This window comes from Streptomyces sp. SS7 (assembly GCF_037993025.1).
Taxonomy (GTDB): Bacteria; Actinomycetota; Actinomycetes; order Streptomycetales; family Streptomycetaceae; genus Streptomyces.
This window is the reverse complement of record NZ_CP141223.1, coordinates 215,243-238,663: the sequence shown is the minus strand read 5'-3', so window position 1 is coordinate 238,663 and position 23,421 is coordinate 215,243. Positions and strand designations below refer to the sequence as shown.

20 protein-coding genes and 3 pseudogenes are annotated in these 23,421 nt (G+C 72.3%); 15 read left to right on the top strand and 8 right to left on the bottom strand.

Features of this window, described 5'->3' with window-relative positions; all coding sequences use genetic code 11:
• Positions 1-90 precede the first annotated feature (90 nt).
• Together U5640_RS01100 and U5640_RS01095 are read left to right on the top strand one after the other, a co-directional pair.
• On the top strand, positions 91-1,275 hold the full coding sequence (locus U5640_RS01100) for a type III polyketide synthase (RefSeq protein WP_340373908.1): 1,185 nt from the start codon (positions 91-93) through the stop codon (positions 1,273-1,275).
• Positions 1,276-1,318: 43 nt separating this feature from the next.
• Positions 1,319-1,554, top strand: a pseudogene (locus U5640_RS01095) (transposase); the annotation flags it as partial.
• Here the strand turns inward: U5640_RS01095 and U5640_RS01090 are convergent.
• From U5640_RS01090 to U5640_RS01080, 3 genes are all read right to left on the bottom strand, one after another.
• Complete coding sequence (locus U5640_RS01090; RefSeq protein ID WP_340373907.1) at positions 1,551-3,728, bottom strand: SpoIIE family protein phosphatase; 2,178 nt, start codon at positions 3,726-3,728, stop codon at positions 1,551-1,553. The pseudogene U5640_RS01095 and the gene U5640_RS01090 sit on opposite strands and share 4 nt — an antisense overlap.
• Positions 3,729-3,954: 226 nt before the next feature.
• On the bottom strand, positions 3,955-5,166 hold the full coding sequence (locus U5640_RS01085; protein WP_340373906.1) for an MFS transporter: 1,212 nt from the start codon (positions 5,164-5,166) through the stop codon (positions 3,955-3,957).
• A gap of 65 nt (positions 5,167-5,231) precedes the next feature.
• Positions 5,232-5,750, bottom strand: coding sequence for a MarR family transcriptional regulator (locus tag U5640_RS01080; protein ID WP_340373905.1), 519 nt, complete (start codon positions 5,748-5,750; stop codon positions 5,232-5,234).
• 202 nt (positions 5,751-5,952) lie between these two features.
• Between U5640_RS01080 and U5640_RS01075 the strand changes: the two genes are divergently transcribed.
• The 5 genes and pseudogenes from U5640_RS01075 (at position 5,953) to U5640_RS01055 (ending at position 9,787) form a co-directional block, all read left to right on the top strand.
• The gene (locus tag U5640_RS01075) at positions 5,953-7,359 is read left to right on the top strand and encodes a DHA2 family efflux MFS transporter permease subunit (protein WP_340373904.1); all 1,407 of its coding nucleotides are present in this window, start codon (positions 5,953-5,955) and stop codon (positions 7,357-7,359) included.
• A 157-nt stretch (positions 7,360-7,516) separates the two neighbouring features.
• Positions 7,517-8,107, top strand: a pseudogene (locus U5640_RS01070) (zinc-binding dehydrogenase); the annotation flags it as partial.
• A gap of 125 nt (positions 8,108-8,232) precedes the next feature.
• Positions 8,233-8,718 carry a hypothetical protein gene (locus tag U5640_RS01065; protein WP_340373903.1) on the top strand — a complete coding sequence of 162 codons (486 nt, stop codon included), beginning with the start codon at positions 8,233-8,235 and terminating at the stop codon, positions 8,716-8,718.
• A gap of 86 nt (positions 8,719-8,804) precedes the next feature.
• Positions 8,805-9,173: a hypothetical protein gene (locus U5640_RS01060; RefSeq protein ID WP_340373902.1), complete on the top strand. Its 369-nt coding sequence runs from the start codon at positions 8,805-8,807 to the stop codon at positions 9,171-9,173.
• 218 nt (positions 9,174-9,391) lie between these two features.
• On the top strand, positions 9,392-9,787 hold the full coding sequence (locus U5640_RS01055) for a VOC family protein (RefSeq protein ID WP_340373901.1): 396 nt from the start codon (positions 9,392-9,394) through the stop codon (positions 9,785-9,787).
• Between the two features lie 873 nt (positions 9,788-10,660).
• Here U5640_RS01055 and U5640_RS01050 read toward each other — a convergent pair.
• From U5640_RS01050 to U5640_RS01040, 3 genes are all read right to left on the bottom strand, one after another.
• Positions 10,661-11,566 carry a hypothetical protein gene (locus tag U5640_RS01050; RefSeq protein WP_340373900.1) on the bottom strand — a complete coding sequence of 302 codons (906 nt, stop codon included), beginning with the start codon at positions 11,564-11,566 and terminating at the stop codon, positions 10,661-10,663.
• A 530-nt stretch (positions 11,567-12,096) separates the two neighbouring features.
• Positions 12,097-12,819, bottom strand: a complete 723-nt coding sequence (locus U5640_RS01045) for a VOC family protein (RefSeq protein WP_340373899.1) — start codon at positions 12,817-12,819, stop codon at positions 12,097-12,099.
• 84 nt (positions 12,820-12,903) lie between these two features.
• Complete coding sequence (locus U5640_RS01040; RefSeq protein ID WP_340373898.1) at positions 12,904-13,212, bottom strand: hypothetical protein; 309 nt, start codon at positions 13,210-13,212, stop codon at positions 12,904-12,906.
• A 104-nt stretch (positions 13,213-13,316) separates the two neighbouring features.
• Between U5640_RS01040 and U5640_RS01035 the strand changes: the two genes are divergently transcribed.
• From U5640_RS01035 to U5640_RS01020, 4 genes and pseudogenes are all read left to right on the top strand, one after another.
• A complete protein-coding gene (locus U5640_RS01035; protein ID WP_340373897.1) occupies positions 13,317-13,889 on the top strand; it encodes a TetR/AcrR family transcriptional regulator in 573 nt (190 codons plus the stop codon).
• Positions 13,890-14,191: 302 nt separating this feature from the next.
• Positions 14,192-15,279: pseudogene (locus U5640_RS01030) on the top strand (hypothetical protein); the annotation flags it as partial.
• 114 nt (positions 15,280-15,393) lie between these two features.
• A complete protein-coding gene (locus U5640_RS01025; RefSeq protein WP_340373896.1) occupies positions 15,394-16,479 on the top strand; it encodes an NAD(+)/NADH kinase in 1,086 nt (361 codons plus the stop codon).
• Between the two features lie 80 nt (positions 16,480-16,559).
• Entirely contained in the window at positions 16,560-17,426 is an 867-nt protein-coding gene (locus U5640_RS01020) for an AraC family transcriptional regulator (RefSeq protein ID WP_340373895.1), read from the top strand.
• Positions 17,427-17,853: 427 nt separating this feature from the next.
• Here the strand turns inward: U5640_RS01020 and U5640_RS01015 are convergent, their stop codons facing one another.
• Positions 17,854-18,735 (bottom strand): LysR substrate-binding domain-containing protein, encoded by an 882-nt coding sequence (locus U5640_RS01015; protein ID WP_340373894.1) that lies wholly within the window; start codon positions 18,733-18,735, stop codon positions 17,854-17,856.
• Positions 18,736-18,806: 71 nt separating this feature from the next.
• Between U5640_RS01015 and U5640_RS01010 the strand changes: the two genes are divergently transcribed.
• From U5640_RS01010 to U5640_RS00995, 4 genes are all read left to right on the top strand, one after another.
• The gene (locus U5640_RS01010) at positions 18,807-20,012 is read left to right on the top strand and encodes a thiolase family protein (RefSeq protein ID WP_340373893.1); all 1,206 of its coding nucleotides are present in this window, start codon (positions 18,807-18,809) and stop codon (positions 20,010-20,012) included.
• Positions 20,009-20,704 (top strand): 3-oxoacid CoA-transferase subunit A, encoded by a 696-nt coding sequence (locus U5640_RS01005; RefSeq protein WP_340373892.1) that lies wholly within the window; start codon positions 20,009-20,011, stop codon positions 20,702-20,704. The genes U5640_RS01010 and U5640_RS01005 overlap by 4 nt, the downstream gene beginning before the upstream one ends.
• Positions 20,701-21,390: a CoA-transferase gene (locus tag U5640_RS01000; RefSeq protein WP_340373891.1), complete on the top strand. Its 690-nt coding sequence runs from the start codon at positions 20,701-20,703 to the stop codon at positions 21,388-21,390. Before U5640_RS01005 ends, U5640_RS01000 begins: the two co-directional genes overlap by 4 nt.
• Before the next feature lie 727 nt (positions 21,391-22,117).
• Entirely contained in the window at positions 22,118-22,648 is a 531-nt protein-coding gene (locus tag U5640_RS00995; protein WP_340373890.1) for a hypothetical protein, read from the top strand.
• A 205-nt stretch (positions 22,649-22,853) separates the two neighbouring features.
• Here the strand turns inward: U5640_RS00995 and U5640_RS00990 are convergent, their stop codons facing one another.
• Positions 22,854-23,315 (bottom strand): SRPBCC family protein, encoded by a 462-nt coding sequence (locus tag U5640_RS00990; RefSeq protein ID WP_340373889.1) that lies wholly within the window; start codon positions 23,313-23,315, stop codon positions 22,854-22,856.
• Positions 23,316-23,421 lie beyond the last annotated feature (106 nt).

The following is a 23,421-nucleotide window of genomic DNA, read 5'->3' as shown; positions in this document are numbered from 1 at the left end:
CGATGAAAGCATCTTGACCCCGGTCTGCCGCATCGGGCAGGTTTCAGACACTGGACGTCATCCAGGGGTTTCCCGAGAAAGATGCGTGCTATGGGCGCCTATCTGTGTCCTCCTGCCGTGGTGCAAGGCGAGCATGTCGTGAAGACCGGCCAGATCCTGGCGGAGGTCCGGGCCCGCCACCCGCAGGCGCCGTGGCTGCCGAGGATGGACGGCATCGCCGCGAGCACCGGGATCATCTCACGGGCCTGGATGCTGCCGCTGGAGTCGGCCTCCGCGCCCAGCGGTGGGAGTGGCCTGCGAACCCCCGGCGCGGGCGCGGCTCGTGAGGCACTGACCCGACGCGGCTTCGGCGACGACGAGGTGAACCGCGTAATCGCCGCACTGGAGGCGATACCCGCACCGCAGACCGTCCAGGAGCGCACCGCGCCGGCTTGGGCGGCCGTGCAGGAGTACGGCGAACGCGCGGCGCGCGCAGCTCTCGACGTCGCCGGACTGGACGCCGCCGACGTCGACTGTCTCATCACCAGTCACTCCACCACCCCGGCCCTCCCGGGGCTCGACCTGTCCCTGCTCAACCGCCTTCCGCTGCGCCGCGACGTACTCCTGCTCCCGGCCACCCAGTGGGCCTGCATCGCCGGCACCCGATCGCTCGCGCTCGCGGCCGATCTGGTCGCGACGGACCCCGACCGCGTGGTGCTGGTGGTGATCGCGGAGGCGCTGAGCACCACCTACCAACCCGCCGACGAGACACTGGAGTCGCTGATCGTGCGGCTGCTGTTCGCCGACACCGCCGTCGCCGTGGTGGTCACCGGACGCCCCGGACCGGAGTCGGTCCTGAGACTGGACGCGGTCTGGCACCACACCCTGCCCGGCACCATGGACCTGCACCGGCTGGAGACCCGGACCGACGGCACGCACTTCGTGATGGACCGCCGTGGACCGCGCGCCGTACAGGAGACGGTCGCCGCGATGTGGAGGTGGTTGCGCGTACGCCATGAGGACGACCGAGAGCGGTGGCATCCCGACCTGCTGCTCGCGCACCCGGGTGGGACGAGGGTGCTGGAGTACATGGAACAGACGATGCCCGAAGGATGGCCGACGGGCCTTCTCGCCTACAGCCGGGACAGCTACCTGACGGGCAACCGCGGCGGCGCGGCCGTGCTCGACATCCTGTGCCGCGCCCACGAGGCCGGCCAGAAGTCGGGCAGCCGGACGGTGTTGTACGCGGCCGCACCCGGACTGACGGCCACGGCCGTGGAGGGGGAGTGGCTGTAGCCGGGGCACCCCGCCCTCACTCCGGCACCAGGTTGATCTTTAAAGGCTCACCCCTGCCCGCGTCCGTCGCGACTTTCGGCACCTCCGGTCGAAGGCCGCCTGCCCGGCCGGAGCACCGAAATCCTCCCGGCCGGCCCAGGACGGCCACCCGGCCCCAGGAACAACCAGCCCACCGCTCGCTATGACGTGCACACCGTCCGCAAACCCGGCCCCACAAAACGACGCACGAAGAAGTCAACGACTCCACGCCCCCGCCGCACAGGTGAAAGATCAAGCTAGACCTCCAGTTCGGCCCAGACCGCCTTGCCGGTCTCGGTCCACCGCACCCCCCAGCGGGTGGTCAGCTTGTGGACGACGTGGAGCCCCCGCCCCCGGTCGTCGAGCAGCCCGGCGCGGCGCAGGCGCGGGCGGCCGTTGCCGCTGTCGCCGACCTCGCAGGTGAGCCGGTGCCCGGCCCGCACCAGCCGCAGGGTGACGGGCCCGGTGCCGAACCGGACGGCGTTGGTGACCAGTTCGCTGATCACCAGCAGCGCGTTGTCCCGGGCCTGGCCGCCCGTGTGCCATGCCCGCAGCACGGGCGAGGCCAGGGCGCGGGCGCGGGCCGCGGTGTTGTCGCGGGCGGACAGGCGCCAGGTGGCGCTGTCCCGGCCGCGGCGGCCGGCCATCCGGGCCAGCAGCAGGGTCACGTCGTCGCGCAGGGGTTCCTGCGGGGCCAGCCGGGCGACCACGCGACGGGCGGCCCGCTGGAGATCGTCCCAGGGATGCACGTCACGGACCACGTCCGTCAGCCGGCCTATGCCGTCATCGATCGAGGTGGACGGATCCTCGACCAGGCCGTCGGTGTAGAGGACGAGGAGCGAGCCCGGGGGCGCGGCGAACTCGTGCACGTCGAAGGGCTCCCGTACGGCGAACTCGGCTCCGAGCGCCGGGTGCGGCTGGGCCGCCACGGCCTTGGCGGACCCGTCGGGATGGACGAGGACAGGGGGGAGGTGACCGGCGTTGGACATCACCACCCGGTGGTCGACGGGATCGTAGACCGCGATGCAGCACGTCGAGCCCAGCGCGCTGTACCCGGCAGCCAGGCCCGCGTCGGTGTCGTCCAGCAGCGTGACCGTCTCGTCCAGCCGCTCCAGCACCTCGCCGGGGCCCAGCCCCGCCGACAGCAGCGCACGGGCCTCCATGCTCAGCTGGCCCATGGCCGCCGCGGCCCCGAGGCCGTGCCCCACGACGTCACCGACCACCAGCGCGGTCCGGTCGCCCGGCAGCGGAAAACTGTTCACCCAGTCCCCGCCGACGCCCGCACTGTCGGGAGTGGTGGGCTCGTACACACTGGCGACCTCGATGGTCTCGCTGCCGACCCGTGGCAGCAGCCGGCGTTGCAGTGCCAGGACCTGGGCGTGCTCCCGCTGGTGCTGGCGGGCCAGGTCCACATGGCGGGCGGTCTTGGCCACGAGTTCCTGGAGGTCGAGCAGCTCACCCTCGCGGAAGGGGCGTTCCGGGCGGCGCCAGACCTCTGTCACGCCCAGCACGATCGGGCCCGGGGTGCCCTGCTGCCCCTCGACGACGAGCGGAATGCACGCGACGCTCACCGGCTGGTCGCCGGGCACCAGGGCGCGCACCAGCCGTCGGTCGCCGAGTGCCCGCTCGATCGCCTCGCGGTCACGGACGACGATGGCCTGCGGTACGTCGTCCCGCATGACCGCGCCGGCCAGCAGCCGGCTCGCCTCCTGGGGCAGATTGTCCCCGGGGGTCAGGTACCCGTCGGGCCAGGCCCGGTCCGGCACCAGGGCGGCCCGCCGCAGCCGGATGCGGTCCTGGGCCTGCTCGGTGACCGCCTCACCCGTCCACACGGCGTAGTCCAGGTCGACGGCCGCCACGTCCCCCCAGGCCAGCAGGGACTGGGCCAGGGACTGCGCGGTCTCCCCGATGTCGAGGGACGTGCCGATCGCGGCGGCGGAGGCGTACAGGTGCAGCCGCTTGGCCATGGCGATCAGCGAGACGGTCAGACCCTCCTCCGGAGTGGCGGCCGGCAGGATGCTCATCGACACCACCAGCTCCGACCCGTCGCTGCGCCGCAGGCGCTGGACACGGGCGACGTGCGCCTCCCCGGTGTCGAGGACCCGCTGCAGGCGCCGGGTCACCGTCGGTACGTCCCCGGGAGGCAGGAGATCGGCGAAGGAGTCCCCCGGCGCGACCGTCACCCCGGTGAAAGGGGCGGCGTCCACATTGCAGCTGGTGATCCGCAGATCCCGGTCGAGGTTGACGGCCCCGAGGATCTGCTCCCGGTCGTCGGGCTCCGCGCCGCTGCCCCGGGGCGGACGCACGTCACCCTCGCCCGAGGAGCCGACGCGACCCGCGGCCGCCGTCGCTCCGGCCCTCGGGATGTAATCCGCCAGGGCTCCGCTGACCATGTCGAACGGCGAAGCCGAGGAGGAGGACGAAGTGGCGTTCATGCGTCTCACGCAGCTCGCTGACTCCGGCACACGCCGGACGATGTTTCCCGGGGCCGTGCGGCCCAGCCCCGAGGTCCTGTATCGCACCTCTCATGAGATAGGACAGACAGCATGTCCGCTGGATAGCTAAAAATTAGCATAAAGCGGCATTTCACCGGCGGGTCGGCGGCGGGCACCGCCCGCCCGCGGGTACGGGCGGTGCCGCGGGTAGGGGCGGTGCCGCGGGCTACGCCGGGGCGGGGAGCGTCCGTCCCAGCCGGGCGAGAGGGGAGAGGGCCATCAGGGCCGGCGACAGCAGCATGCCCGCGGCCGTCACCAGGAGGCTCGTGCGCGTCCCCCACGCCTGCGCGAGGAACCCGCCGAGGAGCGAGCCGAGCGGGGTCAGCCCCATGCCGACGAAGGTGATCGTCGCGGCCACGCGGCCTTGCATCCCGTCGGGCGTCAGGGTCTGCCGGACGGCCATCACCGTGACGTTCACCAGCTGGCCGCAGGCCCCGAAGACGAGGTTGGCCGTGCAGAGCGCGGTGATCGTCACCGCGGAGGAGCCGTGCAGCGCGGGCACGCACAGGAACGCGCCGTCGCCGAGCACCGCCGCCCGGACGAGCACTCGGCCGTGCCCGAAGCGGCTCGGCAGGCGGGCGGCCAGCAGGGAACCCAGGAGCGCCCCCGGCCCCGTCGCCGCGAGGGCCAGCCCCACGGCGGCGCCCGAGAGGTGCAGGTCCCGCGGCAGGAACAACAGATAGACGGTCATCACGGCGGCGAAGAAGAGCTGGAAGGCGGCAGACGCGAGACACACCGCCCGGAGCGAGGTGTCACCGGCGACGAAACGGAGCCCGGTGCGGATCCGCCGCCAGACCCCGGAGGCACCTCTGTGCTCGCGGCGTTCCGCGTGCGCCGGGACGGACTCGCGGCGACCGATCCGCCGTATCGTCAGGAACGACAGCGCGAAGAACGACGCGCTGGAAACGGCGGCGACCGGCACCGACAGCACGGACACCAGCGCGCCGCCGAGGGCGGGACCGCCGATCTGCGCCGCGGACCGGCTGCCCTCGAGCGCGCTGTTGCCCCGGACCAGCTGATCCCGCCTCACCAGCCGTACCAGGGACGCCTGGTAGGCCACGTCGAAGAACACCGACAGGGCCCCGACGGCGAAGGCCACGACGAACAGCACCGGCAGGACCAGACCGCCGAGGAGGGCCGCCGCGGCGGCGGCGCCCAACGCCAGGGCCCGGCCCGCGTCCGTCAGCACCATCACGCTGCGGGTGCGCCACCTGTCCACCCACGCGCCGGCGAAGAGCGACAGCAGCAGGATCGGAGCCTGCCCCACCGCCCGCAGGGCGCCCAACTGGCCGGCACCGGCGTCCAGCGTCAGGACGGCGAAGAGCGGCACGACCACCAGACAGGTGTGTTCTCCGAGTTGGGAAGCCGTCTGGCCCACTCAGAGGCTGCGGAAGTCGCGGTCCCGCCAGAGGCTGGGAACGGCAGGGCCGCGCTCCTCGCGCGTCACGGTCGCATGCCGTGCGCGGGCCGGCCGGACGGGTCCCGGCTGGGCTGGTCCCCGTCGGACTGGTCCCCGTCGGACTGGTTCCGGTCGGCCGTCGCCTCGCGGACGACCGCCAGGAGAGCCCGGAACCGCTCCCGGTCCTCCGGGGTGAGACCGGCCGTCGCCTCCGCGAGCGCCTGACGGTCCACGTCCTCGGCCTCACGATGGCACCGCAGTCCGTCGTCGGTCAGCCGGAGGAGAAAGGCGCGGCGGTCGTCCGGGTGGCGGACCCGCTCGACCAGACCGTCCCGCTCCAGGCTGTCGACGATGCTCGTCACGGTGCGCGCCGCGACGCCCGTCATCTCGCTCAGGTCCCGCATCCGCAGGGGCCGTTCGGCGCGCGCGAGCATCCGCAGGGCCCGCAGCCGGGCGACCGTGGCGCCGCCGGCGCGCAGGCGGTGCTCCACGAACCGGCGCAGCTGCTGCGTCGTCTCGTAGAGCTCGTCGACCAGGACGTCGCTGCTGCCCTGCACTGCCATGTGTCGCTCCCCGTCGCGCGTTCCACCGGAAACCCGATTCTATGAGCACCGACATAGTGAGTATGCTCAGCATGTGCAGCTGTCCCCGCGTCGCTCCCGCACGCCCCTCCGTTCTTCCCGTTCTTCCCGTTCCTCCCGTTCCTCCCGTTCGCTCGGCCCGGCCCGGTCCTTCCGGCTCGGTCAGCGCCTCGTCGTCCCCGTGATGTGTGTCAGCGTGACCTTCATCGCCATCGTCGACGGGGCGATCACGACGGTCGCCCTGCCCGCCATCGCGCGGCAGTTCGGGCTGACCACGGCCGCCCTCGACGGGGTGGTCGTGGTCTACCCGGTGTGTCTGGCCATGACGATCCCCGCCTCCGCCTGGCTCGTCGAACGCTTCGGCGGCAAGCGCGTCCTGCTCACCGCGCTCACCGTCTTCCTCGGCTCGTCCCTGCTGTGCGGCACGGCCGCCGGCCTCGCCCAGCTGGTGGCCTTCCGTGCGGTGCAGGGGTTGTCCGCCGGTGTGCTGTTCCCGGCCTCCGCCGCCCTGTTCTTCGCGACCTTCAACGCCTCCGACCAGGTGCGGATCTCCCGCTACATGATCGTCCCGCAGCAGATGGCCCCGGCCGCCGCGCCTATTCTGGGCGGCCTCCTCGTCGACCATCTGTCCTGGCGGTGGGTGTTCTACGTCAACGTGCCGGTGGGGCTGCCCGTCGTCGTGTTCGGCATGCTCTTCCTGGCCGAGCACCGCGGCCGGCTGCCCGGCCGGTTCGACCTGCCGGGCCTGCTGCTGAGCGCCGCCGGACTGGGTGCCGCGATGTTCGGTGTCTCCGAGGGTCCCAGCCGCGGCTGGTCCTCCGTGCCGGTGGTCGTCTCCCTGGTTCTCGGCGCGCTCCTGCTCGCCGCCACGGCCGTCCACCAGCTGCGCGTGACCGAACCGCTCCTGAAACTGCGGCTCTTCGCGGACCGGCTCTTCCGTGACACCAACCTGATCAACCTGATCGGTCTGATCCCGATCCTCGGCGCGATGTACCTCGGCCCGCTCTTCCTCCAGCAGGCCCAGGGCCGCAGCGCGCTGGAGTCCGGTACCAGCACCTTCCCCGAGGCCTTCGGGGTCCTGCTGACCGTCCAGGTCGTCGGGGTCCTCTACGCCCGGGTGGGCCCGCGGATCATCGTCGGATGCGGGCTGGCCGGCGTCAGCGTGGTCCTCCTGCTCTTCGCCACCTGCGACGAGGACACCGGTCTGTGGACGTTCCGGGCCTACATGTTCCTGCTGGGCATTGCCATGGGCGGGGTCTTCATGCCCACGACGGTGGCCTCGCTCGCCAACGTCGACCGGCAGGACCTGGCCCAGGCGTCCACGCTGAACACCGTGGTCCGGCAGACGGGAGGGGCCCTGGCGCCGGTCGCGGTGACCACCGCCCTCGTCCTCGGCACCCCCGCGGCGGCCGTCGCCGATCCGCCGGTCACCGCGTACCAGTACACCTACCTCGCCCTGGCCGCCGTCGCGGCGGCGACCGCTGCTTTCGCCTTCACCCTCCCGGACGCCCGCGCCCGCGCGGCCGCCGGGAACACGGCTGCGGCGTCCCGGCCCACAGCGGCCGCGACGCACCACGAGAACGCCCGCTGACGCCTCACCGCGAGACCGTCGACCCCGTACCGCTGCCGCCCTGTGCCGCCGGCCGTCGGCCTGCACGGCTGTCCGGCCGGTCGGGCCGTCGCGGACCGGCGAGCGGTCCTGACCGCGGTCCGGCGTCTCGACCGGGTCGGCCGCGCCGGAGAAGAACGTCGTCGTCGAGACGGACGCGGTGGCGCAGGCGCCGCACACGGTGGACATGGTGCACGCCGCCACACTGCCGCTGAACGGACTGACCGCCGTACAGGCCCTGGAACTGCTGGAGTTGACCGAGGGGCAGTCACTCCTGGTCACCGGAGCGGCGGGTGCGGTCGGCGGTTTCGCCGTCCAGCTCGCCGCCCGGCGGGGGATCGCGGTGACCGCGCTGGCCAGGCCGGGCGACGAGGAGTTCGTACGGTCCCTGGGAGCCGCGCACTTCACGTCCGGCACGGTCGGCGCGGGCAGTGTCGACGCCGTGCTGGACGCGGCGGTGCTCGGTGAGCCGGCCCTGGAGTGGGTCCGCGACGGGGGCGGGTACGTGGGCGTCCGGCCCGGGGCGCACCCGGAGCCGGTGCGCGGGGTGCGGACCTCGGCCGTCGCGGTGACCGCCGACGGAGCGCGACTGAGCGAGCTGGTGGCGCTGGTGGACGAGGGCGCGCTGACGCTGCGGGTCGCGGAGACCTACCCCCTGGAGGACGCGGCCAAGGCGCACGCCCGTCTGGCGGAGGGCGGGGTGCGCGGGAGGCTGGTGCTGATTCCCTGACCGAGGCGTCGCCCGGCCTGCGCGGCAAGGTTTGCGCAAGGTCGATGGTCCAGCGTGGCGTCACCAAGCACGGACGGTCGCGTCCCGGGTGGTCGCCACCGGTCAGGGAAGGCAAGAACATGCATGTGAAAAAGATGCCGGCCCAGCGGTTCGGTACCGGGCGGGTCCGCTCGCTCGTCGTCGTGGGCGCGCTCGGCGCCGCCGCTGTCCTGGGGGCGGCACCGACCGCGCAGGCGGGCACGGGCTGCACGCTCGGCCTGTGCTCGACGACCGTGAACGACAGCGCCTACGGGGTCACGGCCGTCTTCAACTGGTGCCGGGCCGACGACAGCACGGGTGACTCGACGGCCACCGAGCCCAGATGCTCGTCCGACGGGGTGGGTCAGAAGACCATGAACCTCACGGCGCGCGGCGGCCACACGCCATACAACCAGGACTGGGACGCGTTCCGGGTGGACGCCGGCTGGTGCTACAAGGTCAAGTTCGTCCGCACCGGGCAGTCCGACTTCACGCGCACCTACGACCGGCGGGGCAAGACGGCACTCTGGGTGAAGGTCGGGGACAACGCGGACGCGCACGTCCAGGACCAGGGAACCGCCTCCTGCCCCTGACCGGCCGTCGACCGCGCGCTGTCCGTGGCAGGACCCACCGGAACCGCCACTCGCCCAACAGACAGTCCCAGAAGGGGGAATGCACGGTGAAACGCAGAACGCAGGCTTCGGTGCCGAAAAGGCTGGCGGTGGTCGCCGTATCGGCCGCCACCGCGATCGTCGGCTTCTGGGCCGTACCCGCCCAGGCCGAGACGTTCAGCCTGAGTACGACCGGCGCCGCCGGCACGGTCACCTACGTCGGCAACGGCGACTGGTCGCTCCACGCGCACGACCCGCTCACCGACGGGCACTGCGCGCGCTTCCAGGTGAAGGACACGGACGACACCAGTTGGCGGTGGTACGGCGACATGGTCTGCACCTCCGCCGACCGGTATGTGACGGGAGCCCGCTCGCTGTGGTCCGTCCGTATCTGCCGGACGGGGATCGGGAACTGCTCCGCCGCCATCAGGCTCTGAACCGGACCGTCGCGGTCCGCACCGACGCGACCGACTGACCGTGGCCCCGCCCCGACCGCTTCGGGGGCGGGGCCACCGGCGCGACGGCGTCGACGAACCGAAACGAGGTGGAGGAATTCATGCGACGGCCAAGGGTGTTGATCACCGTTGGCCTGGGCCGGCTTCCTCGTGGGGCGGGCGGCCCACGCTGCGCCCCGTTCGTACTGTCTGGGAGAAGCATGACAAGCAGGTTCACCGAGTTGACCGTTGACTGCCATGATCCGGAGACGCTCGCGGCCTTCTGGTGCGAGGTCCTGGACTTCAAGGTGATCGACCGAGGGGCTGACAAGGTCGAGATCGGCTCCTGGGTGCCGACCGCCGAGGACGTCCGGGCCCGCCAGATGCCGCCCACCCTGGTGTTCATCCGGGTGCCCGAGGGCAAGACCGTCAAGAACCGGCTCCACCTCGACGTCAGTCCGATCGACGGCAGCACCGAGGAGGAGGTGACCCGACTGATCGGTCTCGGCGCCGTCACGGTGGACGTGGGCCAGGGCCCGGACCGGACCTGGGTGGTGATGGCCGACCCCGAGGGCAACGAGTTCGACGTCCTGCGCACCCTGGCACCGCGGCACTAGGAAAACGGTGACACCCGCCGCGGCCGCCCAGGCGCTCAGGGCCGCGTCGGCGGTCCGGCGGGGGCAGTGGCCTCATGGGACGGTCGTTCGAGGGTGGCCGCGATGTCGGCCTGTCCCACCGCGTCGGTGCGGCGGCACGCCTGCCCGGTGTCGCTCGAAGGCCCGGACGGCGACGTCGTGTTCGAGCGGTCCGCGGAACGGCCGACGGGACTGTGGGCGGAGGCCGGGGAGAACCTCCTCCGGGATCGTCCCGCTGTTGGGCCCCGACACACCGCCGGCGGATGAGCCAGAGGACTGCCAGCTGTGCCCCGGCTGCTACCGACCCGTCTCCGAGAGCTCCACCTCCCACACCCTGGTCGGTGCCGCTCCGATACCGGTGCTCGGGCTGTGCCGGCTGTGCGCCGAAGGCACCACGCCGCGCTCGCTGCGCCAGGCCGACGTGCCCATCGACCCGCAGCAGCGCGCTGTCCTCGAGACCGCGGCCGCCGCCCTCGTGCAGCCGTGCCCCGGGCAAGCCCCTCTCGCGAAGGGCTTGCCCGGCGTCGCGCGCGGCTCAGCGGCCTACGGGCCCTGGGTAGCGCCGACGGCGCCGGTCCGGGTCGTCGACGCCGATCTCGTACCACGGCTCGCCTCGCCGGAGCCGGGGTTTCGCCACCCGGAAGACGAGCGTTACAACCCTGAAGAGGAGCGCGACACACTGGCCGGACATGCTCCGGGTCGCCGGATCGCTCCTCACGAACCTGGTCCGTGCCTACGACCTGCTGCGGCCCCATCCGTGTCGGCACCGGTGGGCGGGGCCGCGATCGGTACTGAGACGCCGGAGAAGGGCGCGGCGTTCGGCCCGTGATCCGGAGATCTCCACGCCCCCCGCCCTCACCCCTTCCGTCGCGTTCCAAAGGTCGTGCGGGGGTTGCGCCGCTTGAGCCTCGCCGCCCTCCGTGGGCCGCGGGCAGCCGGAGTCAGGCGCCAGTATCCGTACGGGTTGTGGAAGAAGTCGTCGTCCTCGAACCGTTCACACTCCACACGGTTCATGATCCAGCGCGTGGCGTCCTGCGCGATGCGGAAGCCCTCGCCGTTCTGGACGCCGTGGTCCGGCTGCCCGGTCAGCAGGTAGGACGACGCGATCTCCAGGGTGGTCACCCACTCCCACAGCAGCTCCGGCTCGGGCACGGCGGTGCTTCCGGGGGCCAGCTCCACGTCGGCCTCGCCCAGGAGGTGCATGCCGCAGCTGTAGTAGACCTCCCCGTCGTGGATCACCGGCACGACCCACGCCCGGACAAGGGCGCCGACCAGGTCGTCCGCGGTCTCGGCGGCCGCCGCCTCGCTCGCCAGGGCCAGCCACCGCTCCCGGCCGCAGGCCACCCCACTGGACTCGTTCTTCACCGCGGTGGCTCCGTTGGCCAGCAGGGCAGCGGTGACGGCCAGCGCCCGGCGGGACACGTCGAGGCCGGTGGCCTGGGAGACCGGCGGTGACAGGACATAGGCGACCGAGTCGTGTGCGTCCACCGCGGCCCAGTCGTCGTCGCCGAACTCGTCGACGCCGGCGGCCCGGCGGGAAGCCAACGCGACGTCGAACGCCTCACGCATCCGGGGGTCGGGCTCCCGCTGGAACTCGTCGAGCGTGAAGTCCCCCGCGCCCGCCTCCTCGACCACCCGGCTGATGACATCGGGATCCAGGCCGACGCCGACCGCGCACAGCACGTGCCTCGGCGTCACACCGGACGCCGGGACCACGAAGCGCGTGCCATCGATGACGTGTCCTTGCCACACCTTGCTCATCTGCCCAGCATCGCAGATGCGCGTACGACGCTGTGATCTCTGTGGCACCAACAGACACTGCGGTCCAGCCCGTCGAACTCCTCCGGTCGGGCCGCCTGCACCATGGCTGGTGAAGACCCGTCAGGTTTCGCGAGATAGCGGCGGCGGTGGAGGAGGCCGGGCCTCCTCCACCGTCCTCGATATGACCGCCCGGATACGGCTGTGCCCGGACACCTGGTCGGTGCCCGGGCACACGGCCCACACGCCGGTGGCCGCCAGGGCGACGCGCGGTCTTCCTTGATCGGGTAGTCGATCCGGTCGTCGCGCAGTATCCCTGCGCGGACAGGCGGACAAGGCCTGTCCGTCGGTCTATGAAGCCGTCGAGGACCTCGGGGACGGGCGTTGGATACCGCGTAGGCGGTTCTTCACGAGTGGGGTGAGGGCGTCGACAGTGCGGGGTGCGAGGTTGGCCAGGGACTTCTTCAGGTGGCCCATACGCCTCACAACTGGGTGAGCGATTGCTTGGGGCAACACGTTCGGGCGGAGCGGGACTATCGGACGTGCTGGGTAAGGCCGAACAGAGCGCCGGTGGGATCGCGCATGACCACGTCTCTGTTGGAGTTCTGGCGTACTTCGGTCGCACCGAGTTGCCGGGCCCGCTTGGCGTCGGCGGTGGGTCTGTTGCTGGCGAAGCCGACCAGCCAGATTGATCGCTGCGCCGTTGGTTTCCCGGGCGGCTTGCCGGTGGCGGCGATGGAGTTGTCCGGCAACCGGAACTCGGTGTGCTGGGGGTTGGAGTTCCAGTGCAGTGCTGGTCGGTAGAAGGCGGCGGCATGCGCGGAGTGGTCGGTGAGAAGGCTGATGCGGCCGAAGGTCCCCGGTTCGTGGTTCAGTTGCATGCCGTCATGGGTTCCGGGCTGCCAGAGTGACAGTGGTGCGCCGACGGGGTCGATCGTGACGGCGGCGTGGCCGAGCGTCCCGACTTGGGTCGGTGCCACGATGATTCGGGCGCCCAGGTTCGTGAAGCGGGTGGCGGTGGCTTGGATGTCCGACACGGTGACGTTGGCCGTCCAGTAGGGTGCGCCTGCGTCCTCGGCCGGCCCGAGGGCGGCGACGAGATGTCCGCGCAGCGTACAGAGCCGGTAGCCGTTGGAGTCCGGTGGGGCGACGGTCCAGCCGAACAGGGCGGTGTAGAACGCCGTCGTCGTCCCCATATCGGGGGTGCCGAGGTCGATCCAGCTCACGGTGTTCTCGGGGTGCCGCGTGATGTTCATCGAGATGACTTTCCGTTGAGGCCGCCTCGCCCCGGCGACGGAGCGAGGCAGTGTGCAGAGCCGACTCGGCGGCAACCCGCGGTGTCAGCTGTAGTAGGGCGAGTTCAGGTCGATACTGGCGTCTTTGACGATGTCGCCGTCGAACAGTCGTGTCGTTGCCGGGGCTCCGGCCCGGCGGGCTTCTTCGGCGAAGGGGCCCTGAGCGAAGGCCAGGGCGTTCTGGGCGCTGTCGAACTCGTAGAAGCCTCCGACGGTGTGCGTTCCGATGCCGGACAGCCACGTCTTGCGGATCAGGCCCGGCGCGGTCTTCAGCGCCGCATTGATCTGGTGCCAGTCGAACTGATCGAACGGCACTGCTGCCTGGATCTCGGTGTAGAGAAACGTCTTGCCCATCAGGAACCTCCGGTTTCGGGGGCTGTCCAGCCCACGCGACTAGTACGTGCGTCCTAGTGGGGAGAGCATGAACTAGGATGGCCGTACTAGTCAAGGAGGTCGCGATGGCCGCGGACACGAAGTCCCGCATGATCAGGGCAGCAATCGGACTGCTGCAGCGCCACGGCCTGGCCGCGATGTCCTTCACCGACGTCCTGGCCGAGAGTGGTGCCGCGCGCGGAGCGATCTATCACCATTTCCCGGGCGGCAAACAGCAACTCGCGCTCGAAGCCGCCCGCCGCAACGGAGAAGACGTCCGCAGCCACCTGCACGAACTGCCGGCCCGCACGCCACGCGAAGTCGTGGAGGCGTTCCTTGGCAGCGTGCGCCCCGTGGTGCAGGCGTCCGCCGGGGGCGGCGGCTGCGCAATCGCGGCGGTCACCATCGACGGCGGTGCGGCCATTGCCGACCAGAGCAGCCTGCGCACTGTCGCGGCCGAAGCATTCACCGGATGGGGCGGCGAGCTCGCCGGAAAACTCACCCACGCCGGAATGAGCCCGTCCCAGGCCGCTGATCTCGCCACCCTCATGATCGTCACACTCGAAGGCGCCCACATCCTGTGTCGCGCTGAAGGCAGCATCGCCCCTTTCGACAGAGCTGCTGCGGCTCTGCTCTCCGGCCTCCCGAGCTCGTGCTGAACCGGTGCCGGAACACAACAACGTGGCGCGCTGACACGATCAGGCTTCTGCCATGGCATGCACAGGGCCGCGTGGGCTGGATGTTGCTGTGACGCAACACCTTGGTCGCACGGCCTTGTCCCATCGTGTCTTCACCGGCCTCCAGCGCCGTCGACTCGGTTCGCTGATCGCGGAGTTGGCCGAAGCATGGATGGCCGCCGAGGAGGGCCGACTGCACGAGCGCCGAGGCCGCAGCCGGTTGCGGGCGGCCGGCGCCTGGGACGCGCTCCTGGAGGCCACCGGTCTGACCAGGGACGAGAAGCGGCAACATCGGCCGGCCCGGGGCGGGCGTCTGCCCGGTGCGCGGGCACGGCAAGTCCAGGGCGACCGCACCATGGGGATCCGGGAGCGGATGCCGCAGCCCTTCCTGGGCCGGCTGGGGGAGGAGTTCCGCTTCACCGCTCCGACCCGGCACGGACTGGACTCCGTCGACTCCGTCCGGGCCATGCTCGACGGACGGGCCAAGCTGTTCGTCGGCGTCGCCGGGAACTTCGTACGAGCCTCGCCCGACAGCGACGCCACCGAGCGCGCCCTGCGCACCTGCTGTCTGACCGCGCACATCTCGACGAAGCTCAACCGCTCGCACACGGTGTGCGGACGCACCGCCCTGATCCTGCCCACGCTCGGCCGCAGCGACCGGGACATCCAGGCCGGCTCAGAGCAGTTCATGACGGTCGAGGACTCGATGAGCGAGGTCCACACGACCCGCGGCCGCCTGGCCCCCGCCTCCCCGCACCTGCCGAGCGAGGTGTCCATCATCAGCCGCCTGGCCCGCAGGACGCTGCAGGGCCGCGAGAGCGGAGCGGACATCCCCTGGGCGGACTTCGAAGCCGACTACGACCTCGTCCGCGACCGCATCGCCCGGGTCGTCGACGGGAGATCCACGACTTCAACGAGCGGGTAAGGCGCCCGGGAGGCTTCCGTCTGCCCAACCCGGTCAAGGACAAGGCGTTCCGCACCCCCACCGGCAAGGCCGTCTTCACCGCCAACGACTTCACCATGCTCCGGGCCGCCGAGGGACACCTGGTCCTGCAGACCCTGCGCTCGCACGACCAGTGGAAGACAACACGGTCCCCTACGCGATGGACGACCGCCACCGCGGCATCAAGGGCGGCCGGCGCGTCGTCCTGGTCAACCGCGCCGACCTCACTTGCCTGGCCTCGACGACGGCAGCCGGAACGCCGCGCCGACGGCTTCCGCGCCATCGCCTCCCCGCCCCCCCCGCGGCTCGGCCGCCGCCTACTACCCCGAGACCAACGTCCTGGTCCCCCTCGACAGCGTCGCCGACATCGGCGACATCCCCACGTCGAAGAGCGTGATCGTCCGCCTCGTGCCCGCACCGGAGCGGTGACGGGCCGGCCCGGACGAGACAAGGCGGGTCCGTCCGCGCCACCATCGAGGAGAGGGCACGGAGTGCTGCGTACCGGGGCCGCCGTTCGGTGACCCGAGATCCCCGGAGGCGGATGTGACAGTGAACCGGCTCGGCCTGGTCGTGCACGGTGGACGCCCGGAGGCCGTCGCGGCGGCCGGCCTCGTCCGCGCCTGGTGCGGGGAGCACGCCGTGCGGTGCACGGACATCGACGTGTGGCGCGACGGCGGGCGGCGCGGCGCCCGCGAGGAGGTCGAGGCGGGAGGCGACCCCGACCTCGTGGTGACCCTGGGCGGCGACGGCACCTTCCTGCGCGGCGCGCGACTGGCCGCCGAGAACGGCTCCCTGGTCCTGGGAGTCGACCTGGGCCGGGTGGGATTCCTGACGGAGGTGTCGGCCGCCGCCGTGCGTTCGGCACTGGACGCCGTCCGCGAGGACCGGTTCGAGGTCGACAGCCGCATGCTGCTCGCCCTGCGCGCCTCGCGCAGGCTGGAGGTGCCCGCGGGCATGGAATCGCTCATCGGGTACGGCCGCGGGCCGCTCCTGCCGCCGCCCCAGGTGCGGCAGGACTGCGAGGTCGACAAGGACTGGGGCATCCCGCTGGACGTCACCGCGCTCAACGACGTCGTCCTGGAGAAGCTGGTCCGGGACCGGCAGGTGTCCGTCGGGGTCTACGTCTCCGGTCGGCTCCTGGCCTCCTACTCGGCCGACGCGCTGCTCGTCGCCACCCCGACCGGCTCGACGGCCTACAGTTTCGCCGCGGGCGGGCCCGTCGTCTCGCCCCGTGCGGAGGTCCTCGTCTTCACTCCGGTCGCCCCGCACATGACCTTCGACCGCTCGGTCGTCACCGCGCCCGACGAGCCGGTCGGGCTGCGTCTCCTCGACCGGTCGGGGCCGGCCGCGGTCAGCATCGACGGCCAGCTGCGGGGCGTGCTCGACCCGGGGGACTGGATCGGCGTGTACGCCGCGCCGCGCCGTCTGCGTGCGGTCCGGCTGGGCCCGATGGACTTCTACGGCCGCCTGCGCGAGCGGATGAACCTGACCGACGCCCCGGCAGCGATCGCCGACGGTTCCCCCGCACCGCTGTGGTCGGTGACGACACCCCCGCCCGGAGACCTCGCCCATCTGTCCCTGCTGACGGTTCCGGCGTCCCCTGCGCCCGCCGGGAGCGAGCGCACCTGATCCGATCGGGCACAGGATGTCGGGTCGGGGAGGGAGCCCGGTTCCTAGTCTGGTGACCGGAAAAGGGAAGGGGACCGGACGTGCTGGAGCGTCTCAACCAGGCCATGGAGGACATCGAGGGCCGTCTCGACGGGCAGGTCGACGTGACCGAACTGGCCCGCGTCGCGGCCACCTCGGAGTACCACCTGCGCCGGATGTTCTCCGCACTCGCGGGCATGCCGCTGTCGGAGTACGTACGGCGGCGCCGGCTCACCGTCGCCGGCGCCGAGGTGCTCGCGGGCCGGGAGTCGCTGCTGGAGATCGCGGTGCGGTACGGCTACGGCTCGGGCGAGGCGTTCGCCCGGGCCTTCCGGGCCATGCACGGCGTGGGCCCGGGGGAGGCCCGGCGCACCGGCGCCGCGCTCGTCTCCCAGCCGCGGTTGTCCTTCCGCCTCACCGTCGAAGGGAACAGCAGCATGCGCTATCGCGTGGTGGACCGGCCGGACTTCACGGTCGTGGGGCCCAGGGCCCGGGTGCCCCTCGTGCACAGGGGGCCGAACCAGGCCGTCATCGACTTCGTCCGCGGCATCGGCCGACAGCGACTGGAGCAGTTGGAGAAGCTGTCCGACCAGGAGCCGCGGGGCATCGTCGCGGTCTGCGACGACCTGGACCCCAGCCGGGCCGAAGGCACCGAGCTCGACTACTACCAAGGGGTGATCACGTCCGCCGCCGCCCCCGAGGGCGCCGCGACGCTCGCCGTCCCGGCCGGCACCTGGGCGGTCTTCACCACCTCGGGGCCCGCGCCGCAAGCCGTCCAGGAGCTGTGGCGGGACGTATTCACCCAGTGGTTCCCGTCCAATCCGTACCGCAGCCGGCCCGGTCCGGAGATCCTGCGCACACAGCTGTCCCCGGACGGGACGGAGGCGGACGCCGAGCTGTGGCTCCCCGTGGAGCGGGCCGGGAGCTGACGGCGGCGCCGGCCCCGGCCTGCCGCAGCCGGACTCAGCGGCGCGTGTTGCCGCCGTCCGCGACGACGATCTGCCCGGGGATGAAAGCGGGGCCGTCGGAGGCGAGGAACGCCACGACGCCCGAGACGTCGGTCGGCGGCTGCGGCATGGACCTCGGCACTGAAGAGCGACGGCCCGTCCGTTGCGCGGACGCGCGATCCGCAGCCTGTCACCTGCGCGGAGCCGCGCCTTCGCGCGTGAGCCGCCGCGTGACGCCAGCACGGCCGACACCGTAGGTCATCGGCGCCATCGGGGTGGGCGGGGCGGACGACACCACGGACGATCGCATCGCGGGTCTCGCCCGCGACTCCGTCGCGAGGGCCGTGGCGCAGGACCGCTGCCCGGCCGTCGGGGACCGGGCGGCGCCGACCGGGCGGCCCCCGGCTCCTCAGATCGCCGCCCGGATGATCCCCACGGTGCGGGCCAGGTGCGGTTCGGCGCGGTCGGCCCGGTGGGCCACGGCCAGCTCCACGCGTGCGTCGGCCCCGGCCAGCGGCAGGTAGGCGACACCGTCGAGCGCCAGCGCCGTCACCGGTTCCGGTACCACCGCGACGCCGAGGCCGCCGGCCACGAGGGTCACCAGCGTCGAGGTCTCGCCGACCTCGTGCCGGATGCGCGGTTCGACACCGGCGTCGCGCAGCAGGCCCAGGACCACGTCGTACATCACCGACCGGCGGCCGGCGGAGTGCACGATGAGGTCGGTCCCGGCCAGGTCCTCGACGCGCAGCCGTTTCCGGCGGGCGAGGGGGTGGTCGACCGGTACGGCGACGACCAGCCGGTCCCGGCGCAGGGTGTGCACGGTGAGGGAGAGGTCGGCCGCCACCGGGCGCAGCAGCGCCACGTCGATCGCGCCGGAGCGGAGCGCCTCGACCTGGTCGGGCGCGAGCATCTCGCCGCGGAAGGAGAAGTCGACGCCGGGCAGTTCCGCCGTGAGCCGGCGCGAGAGCGCGGGCAGGAGGCTGTACGTCGCCGAACCGACGCACCCGATCGCCAGGTGCCCGACCGCGCCGGCCGCGACGAGCCGTGCCTGGCGCGCCGCCTCGTCGACGTCGGCGAGGATCGCGCGCGCCCGTGCCAGGTAGGCCCGGCCGGCCTCGGTCAGGTCGACGCGGCGCGTGGTGCGCCGCAGCAGCTGGACGCCGAGCTCCGTCTCCAGCTGCCGGATCTGCTGGGACAGCGGCGGCTGCGCCATGTGGAGGCGCTCGGCCGCCCGCCCGAAGTGCCGCTCCTCGGCCACCGCCACGAAGTACCGCAGATGTCGCAGATCCATATGTCATCCATATCAATCGGCTGGGATATGCGTACTTCAGAATATCGCTCCCGGGTACTAGCGTCGGTGCCATGAGTGCATTCCTCTACGCCGCGACCCGGACCCCGTTCGGCCGCTTCAACGGCGCGCTGGCCGGGGTGCGCCCCGACGACCTCGCCGCCGCCGCGATCACCTCGACGCTCGCCCGGGTGCCGGGCCTCGACCCCGCCGCCATCGACGACGTGGTGTGGGGCAACGCCAACGGCGCCGGGGAGGACAACCGCAACGTCGGCCGCATGGCGGCGCTGCTCGCCGGCCTCCCGGTGAGCGTGCCCGGCACCACGGTCAACCGGCTGTGCGGCTCCAGCCTCGACGCGGCGATGACGGCCAGCCGGACCATCGAGTCCGGCGACGCGGACGTGGTGCTGACCGGCGGCGTCGAGTCGATGACGCGTGCGCCCTGGGTCCTGCCCAAGTCGGCGAAGCCGTTCCCGGCCGGCGACGTCACCGCCGTCTCGACCACGCTCGGCTGGCGGCTGGTCAACCCGCGGATGCCGAAGGAGTGGACGGTCAGCCTCGGCGAGGCCAACGAACAACTGCGGGAACGCTTCGGGATCTCCCGCGAGCGGCAGGACGAGTTCGCCGCCCGCTCCCACCGACTCGCCCACGCCGCCTGGGAGTCGGGCTTCTACGACGACCTGGTGACGCCGGTCGACGGCGTCGCCCTCACCCGCGACGAGGGCATCCGCCCCGGATCCACCCCCGAGGCGCTGGCCGGGCTCAAGCCGGTCTTCCGCACCCCGGAGCAGGGCGGCACCATCACCGCGGGCAACGCCAGTCCGCTCAACGACGGCGCCTCCGCGGTGCTGCTGGGCAGTGAGAAGGCCGCGGCCACGATCGGAACCGACCCCCTCGCCCGCATCGCCGGCCGCGGGGTGACCGCGCTGGAGCCGCAGTCCTTCGGCTACGCCCCGGTCGAGGCCGCGAACCGGGCGCTGGCGCGGGCCGGGATCGGCTGGGACCAGGTGGGCGCCGTCGAGATCAACGAGGCGTTCGCCGTGCAGTCGCTCGCCTGCCTCGACGCCTGGAAGATCGACCCCGCCCTCGTCAACCGGAAGGGCGGCGCCCTCGCGATCGGCCACCCGCTGGGCGCCTCCGGCGGCCGCATCCTCGCCACCCTGGCCAAGGTGCTGCGCGAGACGCGACAGCGTTACGGCGTCGCCGCCATCTGCATCGGGGTGGGCCAGGGCCTGGCCGTCGTCCTGGAGAACTGCGCCGTGACGGGGGCGGACCGGTGAGCCGGGCGGAGATCCTCGACAGCGCGGATGCGGCGGTCGCCGGCATCGAGGACGGTGCGACGGTCCTGGTCGGCGGCTTCGGCCTGGCGGGCATGCCGTTCGACCTGATCGACGCGCTCATCCGGCAGGGCGCGAAGGACCTCACCATCGTTTCCAACAACGCGGGCAACGGCGATGTCGGCCTGGCGGCGCTGCTGGCCGCCGGCCGGGTGCGCAAGGTGCTGTGCTCCTTCCCGCGCCAGTCCGACTCCTGGGTCTTCGACGACCTCTACCGCGCCGGGAAGATCGAACTCGAGGTGGTGCCGCAGGGCAACCTCGCCGAGCGGATGCGCGCGGCCGGCGCCGGCATAGGGGCCTTCTACTGCCCGACCGCGGTGGGCACGCCACTGGCGGAGGGCAAGGAGGTCCGGGAGATCGACGGCCGCACGTACCTGCTGGAGTACCCGATCAAGGGCGACTACGCGCTGATCGGTGCCCATGTCGCGGACACCATGGGCAACCTCGTCTACCGCAGGACGGCCCGTAACTTCGGACCGGTCATGGCCACGGCCGCGACGACCACCATCGTCCAGGTCGACCGGGTCGTCGAGCCGGGGGCGCTCGACCCCGAGGCCGTCGTCACCCCGTCCATCTACGTCGACCGGATCGTCCAGGTGACGGCCCGTCACTACACCGTCCAGGGGGCGCGATGACCACCACGACCGCCGACCGGGCGTACCCCGGGCCGCCGAGGAGCGCCGACCACCGTCTCTCGATGGACGAACTCGCCGCCGTCATCGCCCGCGACATCCCGGCCGACTCCTTCGTGAACCTCGGCATCGGGCAGCCCACCAAGATCGCCGACCATCTGCCGGCCGGCTCCGGAGTGGTGCTGCACACCGAGAACGGCATGCTCAACATGGGGCCGAAGGCCGAGGGCGACGCCATCGACCCCGATCTGACCAACGCGGGCAAGGTCCCGGTGACCGAGCTGCCGGGCGCGGCCTACTTCCACCACGCCGACTCCTTCGCCATGATGCGCGGCGGCCACCTCGACGTCTGCGTCCTCGGTGCCTACGAGGTGGCCTTCAACGGCGACCTCGCCAACTGGACCACCGGCAGACCCGACGACATCCCCGCCGTCGGAGGCGCCATGGACCTCGCCATCGGTGCCAAGGACGTCTACGTGATGATGACGCTCTTCACCCGCTCCGGCGAGCCCAAGCTCGTCCCGCGGTGCACCTACCCCCTCACCGGCCTCGGCTGCGTCAGCCGCGTCTACACCGACCACGGCGTCTTCGACGTCGGCTCCGAGGGCATACGGATCCGGGAGACGTACGGCGTCGACGCCGGGGAACTCGCGCAGCGGCTCGGCATCACGCCACCGCACCGGCCCTGACGCCGGCCTCGTGGCGGCCCGGTCGCCGAGGGAATCGATGCCGGCACCGTTTCCGGGCTCGGGCCGTCGTGCGCAGTTTCCCGCACATGGCGGTCCGGGCGGCCGGCCACTGCCGGCGCTTGACCGGCGCTCGCCGGAGGCGTACCTCCCGGGCGCGCCCGCGTCCGAATGGTCCTGTGGCCCGCGACGGACGGAGCGGCCGCGCGGACGGTCACGGGCGTTGCCGTGCCTCGCGCCGTCGGCGCTGTTCGGCCGGGTCCGCGACCTGCGCCGGGTGCAGGGGTGCGCGGGGCGTGCGGTGACCTCGCCCGCCGGGCCGGTCGCGACGATGCCGCCCCGGTGGACGACGCTCACACGGTGTTGCCCTCGATCTGGTGCGGCGCCGTGGACGCACCCCAGAGGAACCCGGGAGCGGGTTCGGTCATCGTCGGCTGCCTTCCTGGTCGCCCGTCCGAGCGCCAGCACTTACCAGGTGGTTGGTTTTCGCTGGAACGCAGAGCGGGGATCACGGGAGAGGGGAGGGCGTCAGCGGCCTCCTGCCGCCGGGCTTTCGTCACCGGGCTCGGTAAGACTGGCGCGCGCCTGACGAGAAGCCGACGTGGCGAGGAGGCGTCAACCTGCTGTCCGTCGGGCGGCCGCGTAGCGCATAGTGGACCGACACCATCGATCGATCAGAACGGGTAGCCGTGCCGTGACGACAGCCTCCACCGATTCCTCAGCCGACCGTGTGCCCGGACGCGCCTGGACCGTCCGCCTCACCGGGCACGGCGACCGCTCCGCCACCCTCACCTGCAGCACCACGGCATGCCGGATGCCGCAGCGGTCCAAGGACCTCGCGGCGTTGCGCTCCTTCGCCGCCCAGCACGCCGCCGCGCACGCGAAGGCGGCCACGGTTCGCCCCAACGCCCGCTGCCACTGCGGTTCGACGGAGTGCGCACCCCATGAGAGCAGGGTGCGCTGTGCGGGCTCCGTGGTGATGATCCTGCGTCACGACGCCACGGTGGGCCAGGTGTGGAGCGTGGAGGAGGTCTGCACGATGTGCGCTCCGCTGATCCCGCACGCCACCGTCGTCGCCCGCGCCGCCGCCCCCCAGCGCAAGCCCGAGCAGACCGCCGGGCAGGTTCCGGCCCCGGCGCGGCCTGTCGTCCCGGGAGGCTTCTCCTCACCCACCGCCGGGCCCGAGGACCGCCCCGCTCCCGCACGCCGACCCCGCCGCCCAGGCCAGGGACCGCGCCGGCGCCCGACTCAGGGACGCTGACCGCGGCAGCGATTCCCGCCGCCCACGCGGCGGCCGGCGCGCGGTCAGCGCTTCCTGGTCTTCTTCTGCTGCGGGGGAGTCCACTCGCCCCGGTGCAGCTGGCAGCGGGAATAGCCGGTCATTGCCGGGTTCTGGCACCGTTTCCCGGTCTCGCCAGGGGTGATGACGCGGGCGTCCCGCCCCGCCGGTCCGGCGGGCGGAGTCGTCAGGCCGAGGGTGCGATCGCCGCCTCCGCCGCGGTCTTGATCCGTCGGCCGAACGCGTCGGCGTCCTTGCGGGCCGCGCCCAGCGCGAGGCCGACGAGGAGCTTGCCCAGCCCGTGGCCCTCCAGCAGGTTGTGGAGCCGCACCCGCGTGCCGCCGTCCGGCAACGGCGTCAGGTCGTAGCCGCCCTCGCTCGCCGTCACGCTGTTCTTCGAGATCTCGGCCCACCGGAGCAGCACGGGGGCTTCGAGAGCCGTGATGCGGAACTCGCGCGCGGTCTTCATACCGGCGTCCTTGACGGTGCTGCGGAAGACGGTGCCCACCGCGGTCGGCCCGTCCGGAATCCGTTCGATCCTGAGCACCCTCGGGCTGAACTGCGGGTCGTTGCGCCCGTCGGCAAGGTAGGCGAACACCTCCGCGATGGGCCGGTCCACCTCGACCGTCGCCTCGAACCGTCCTGACATGGGCACTCCTCGTCGCTCGGACACGTGCGAAGGAACGCTGGACCACACCGTGCCGCCGCGACGGCACGCGGTGGCACTGCGACCCTACGGGAGCCACGGCCCTTCC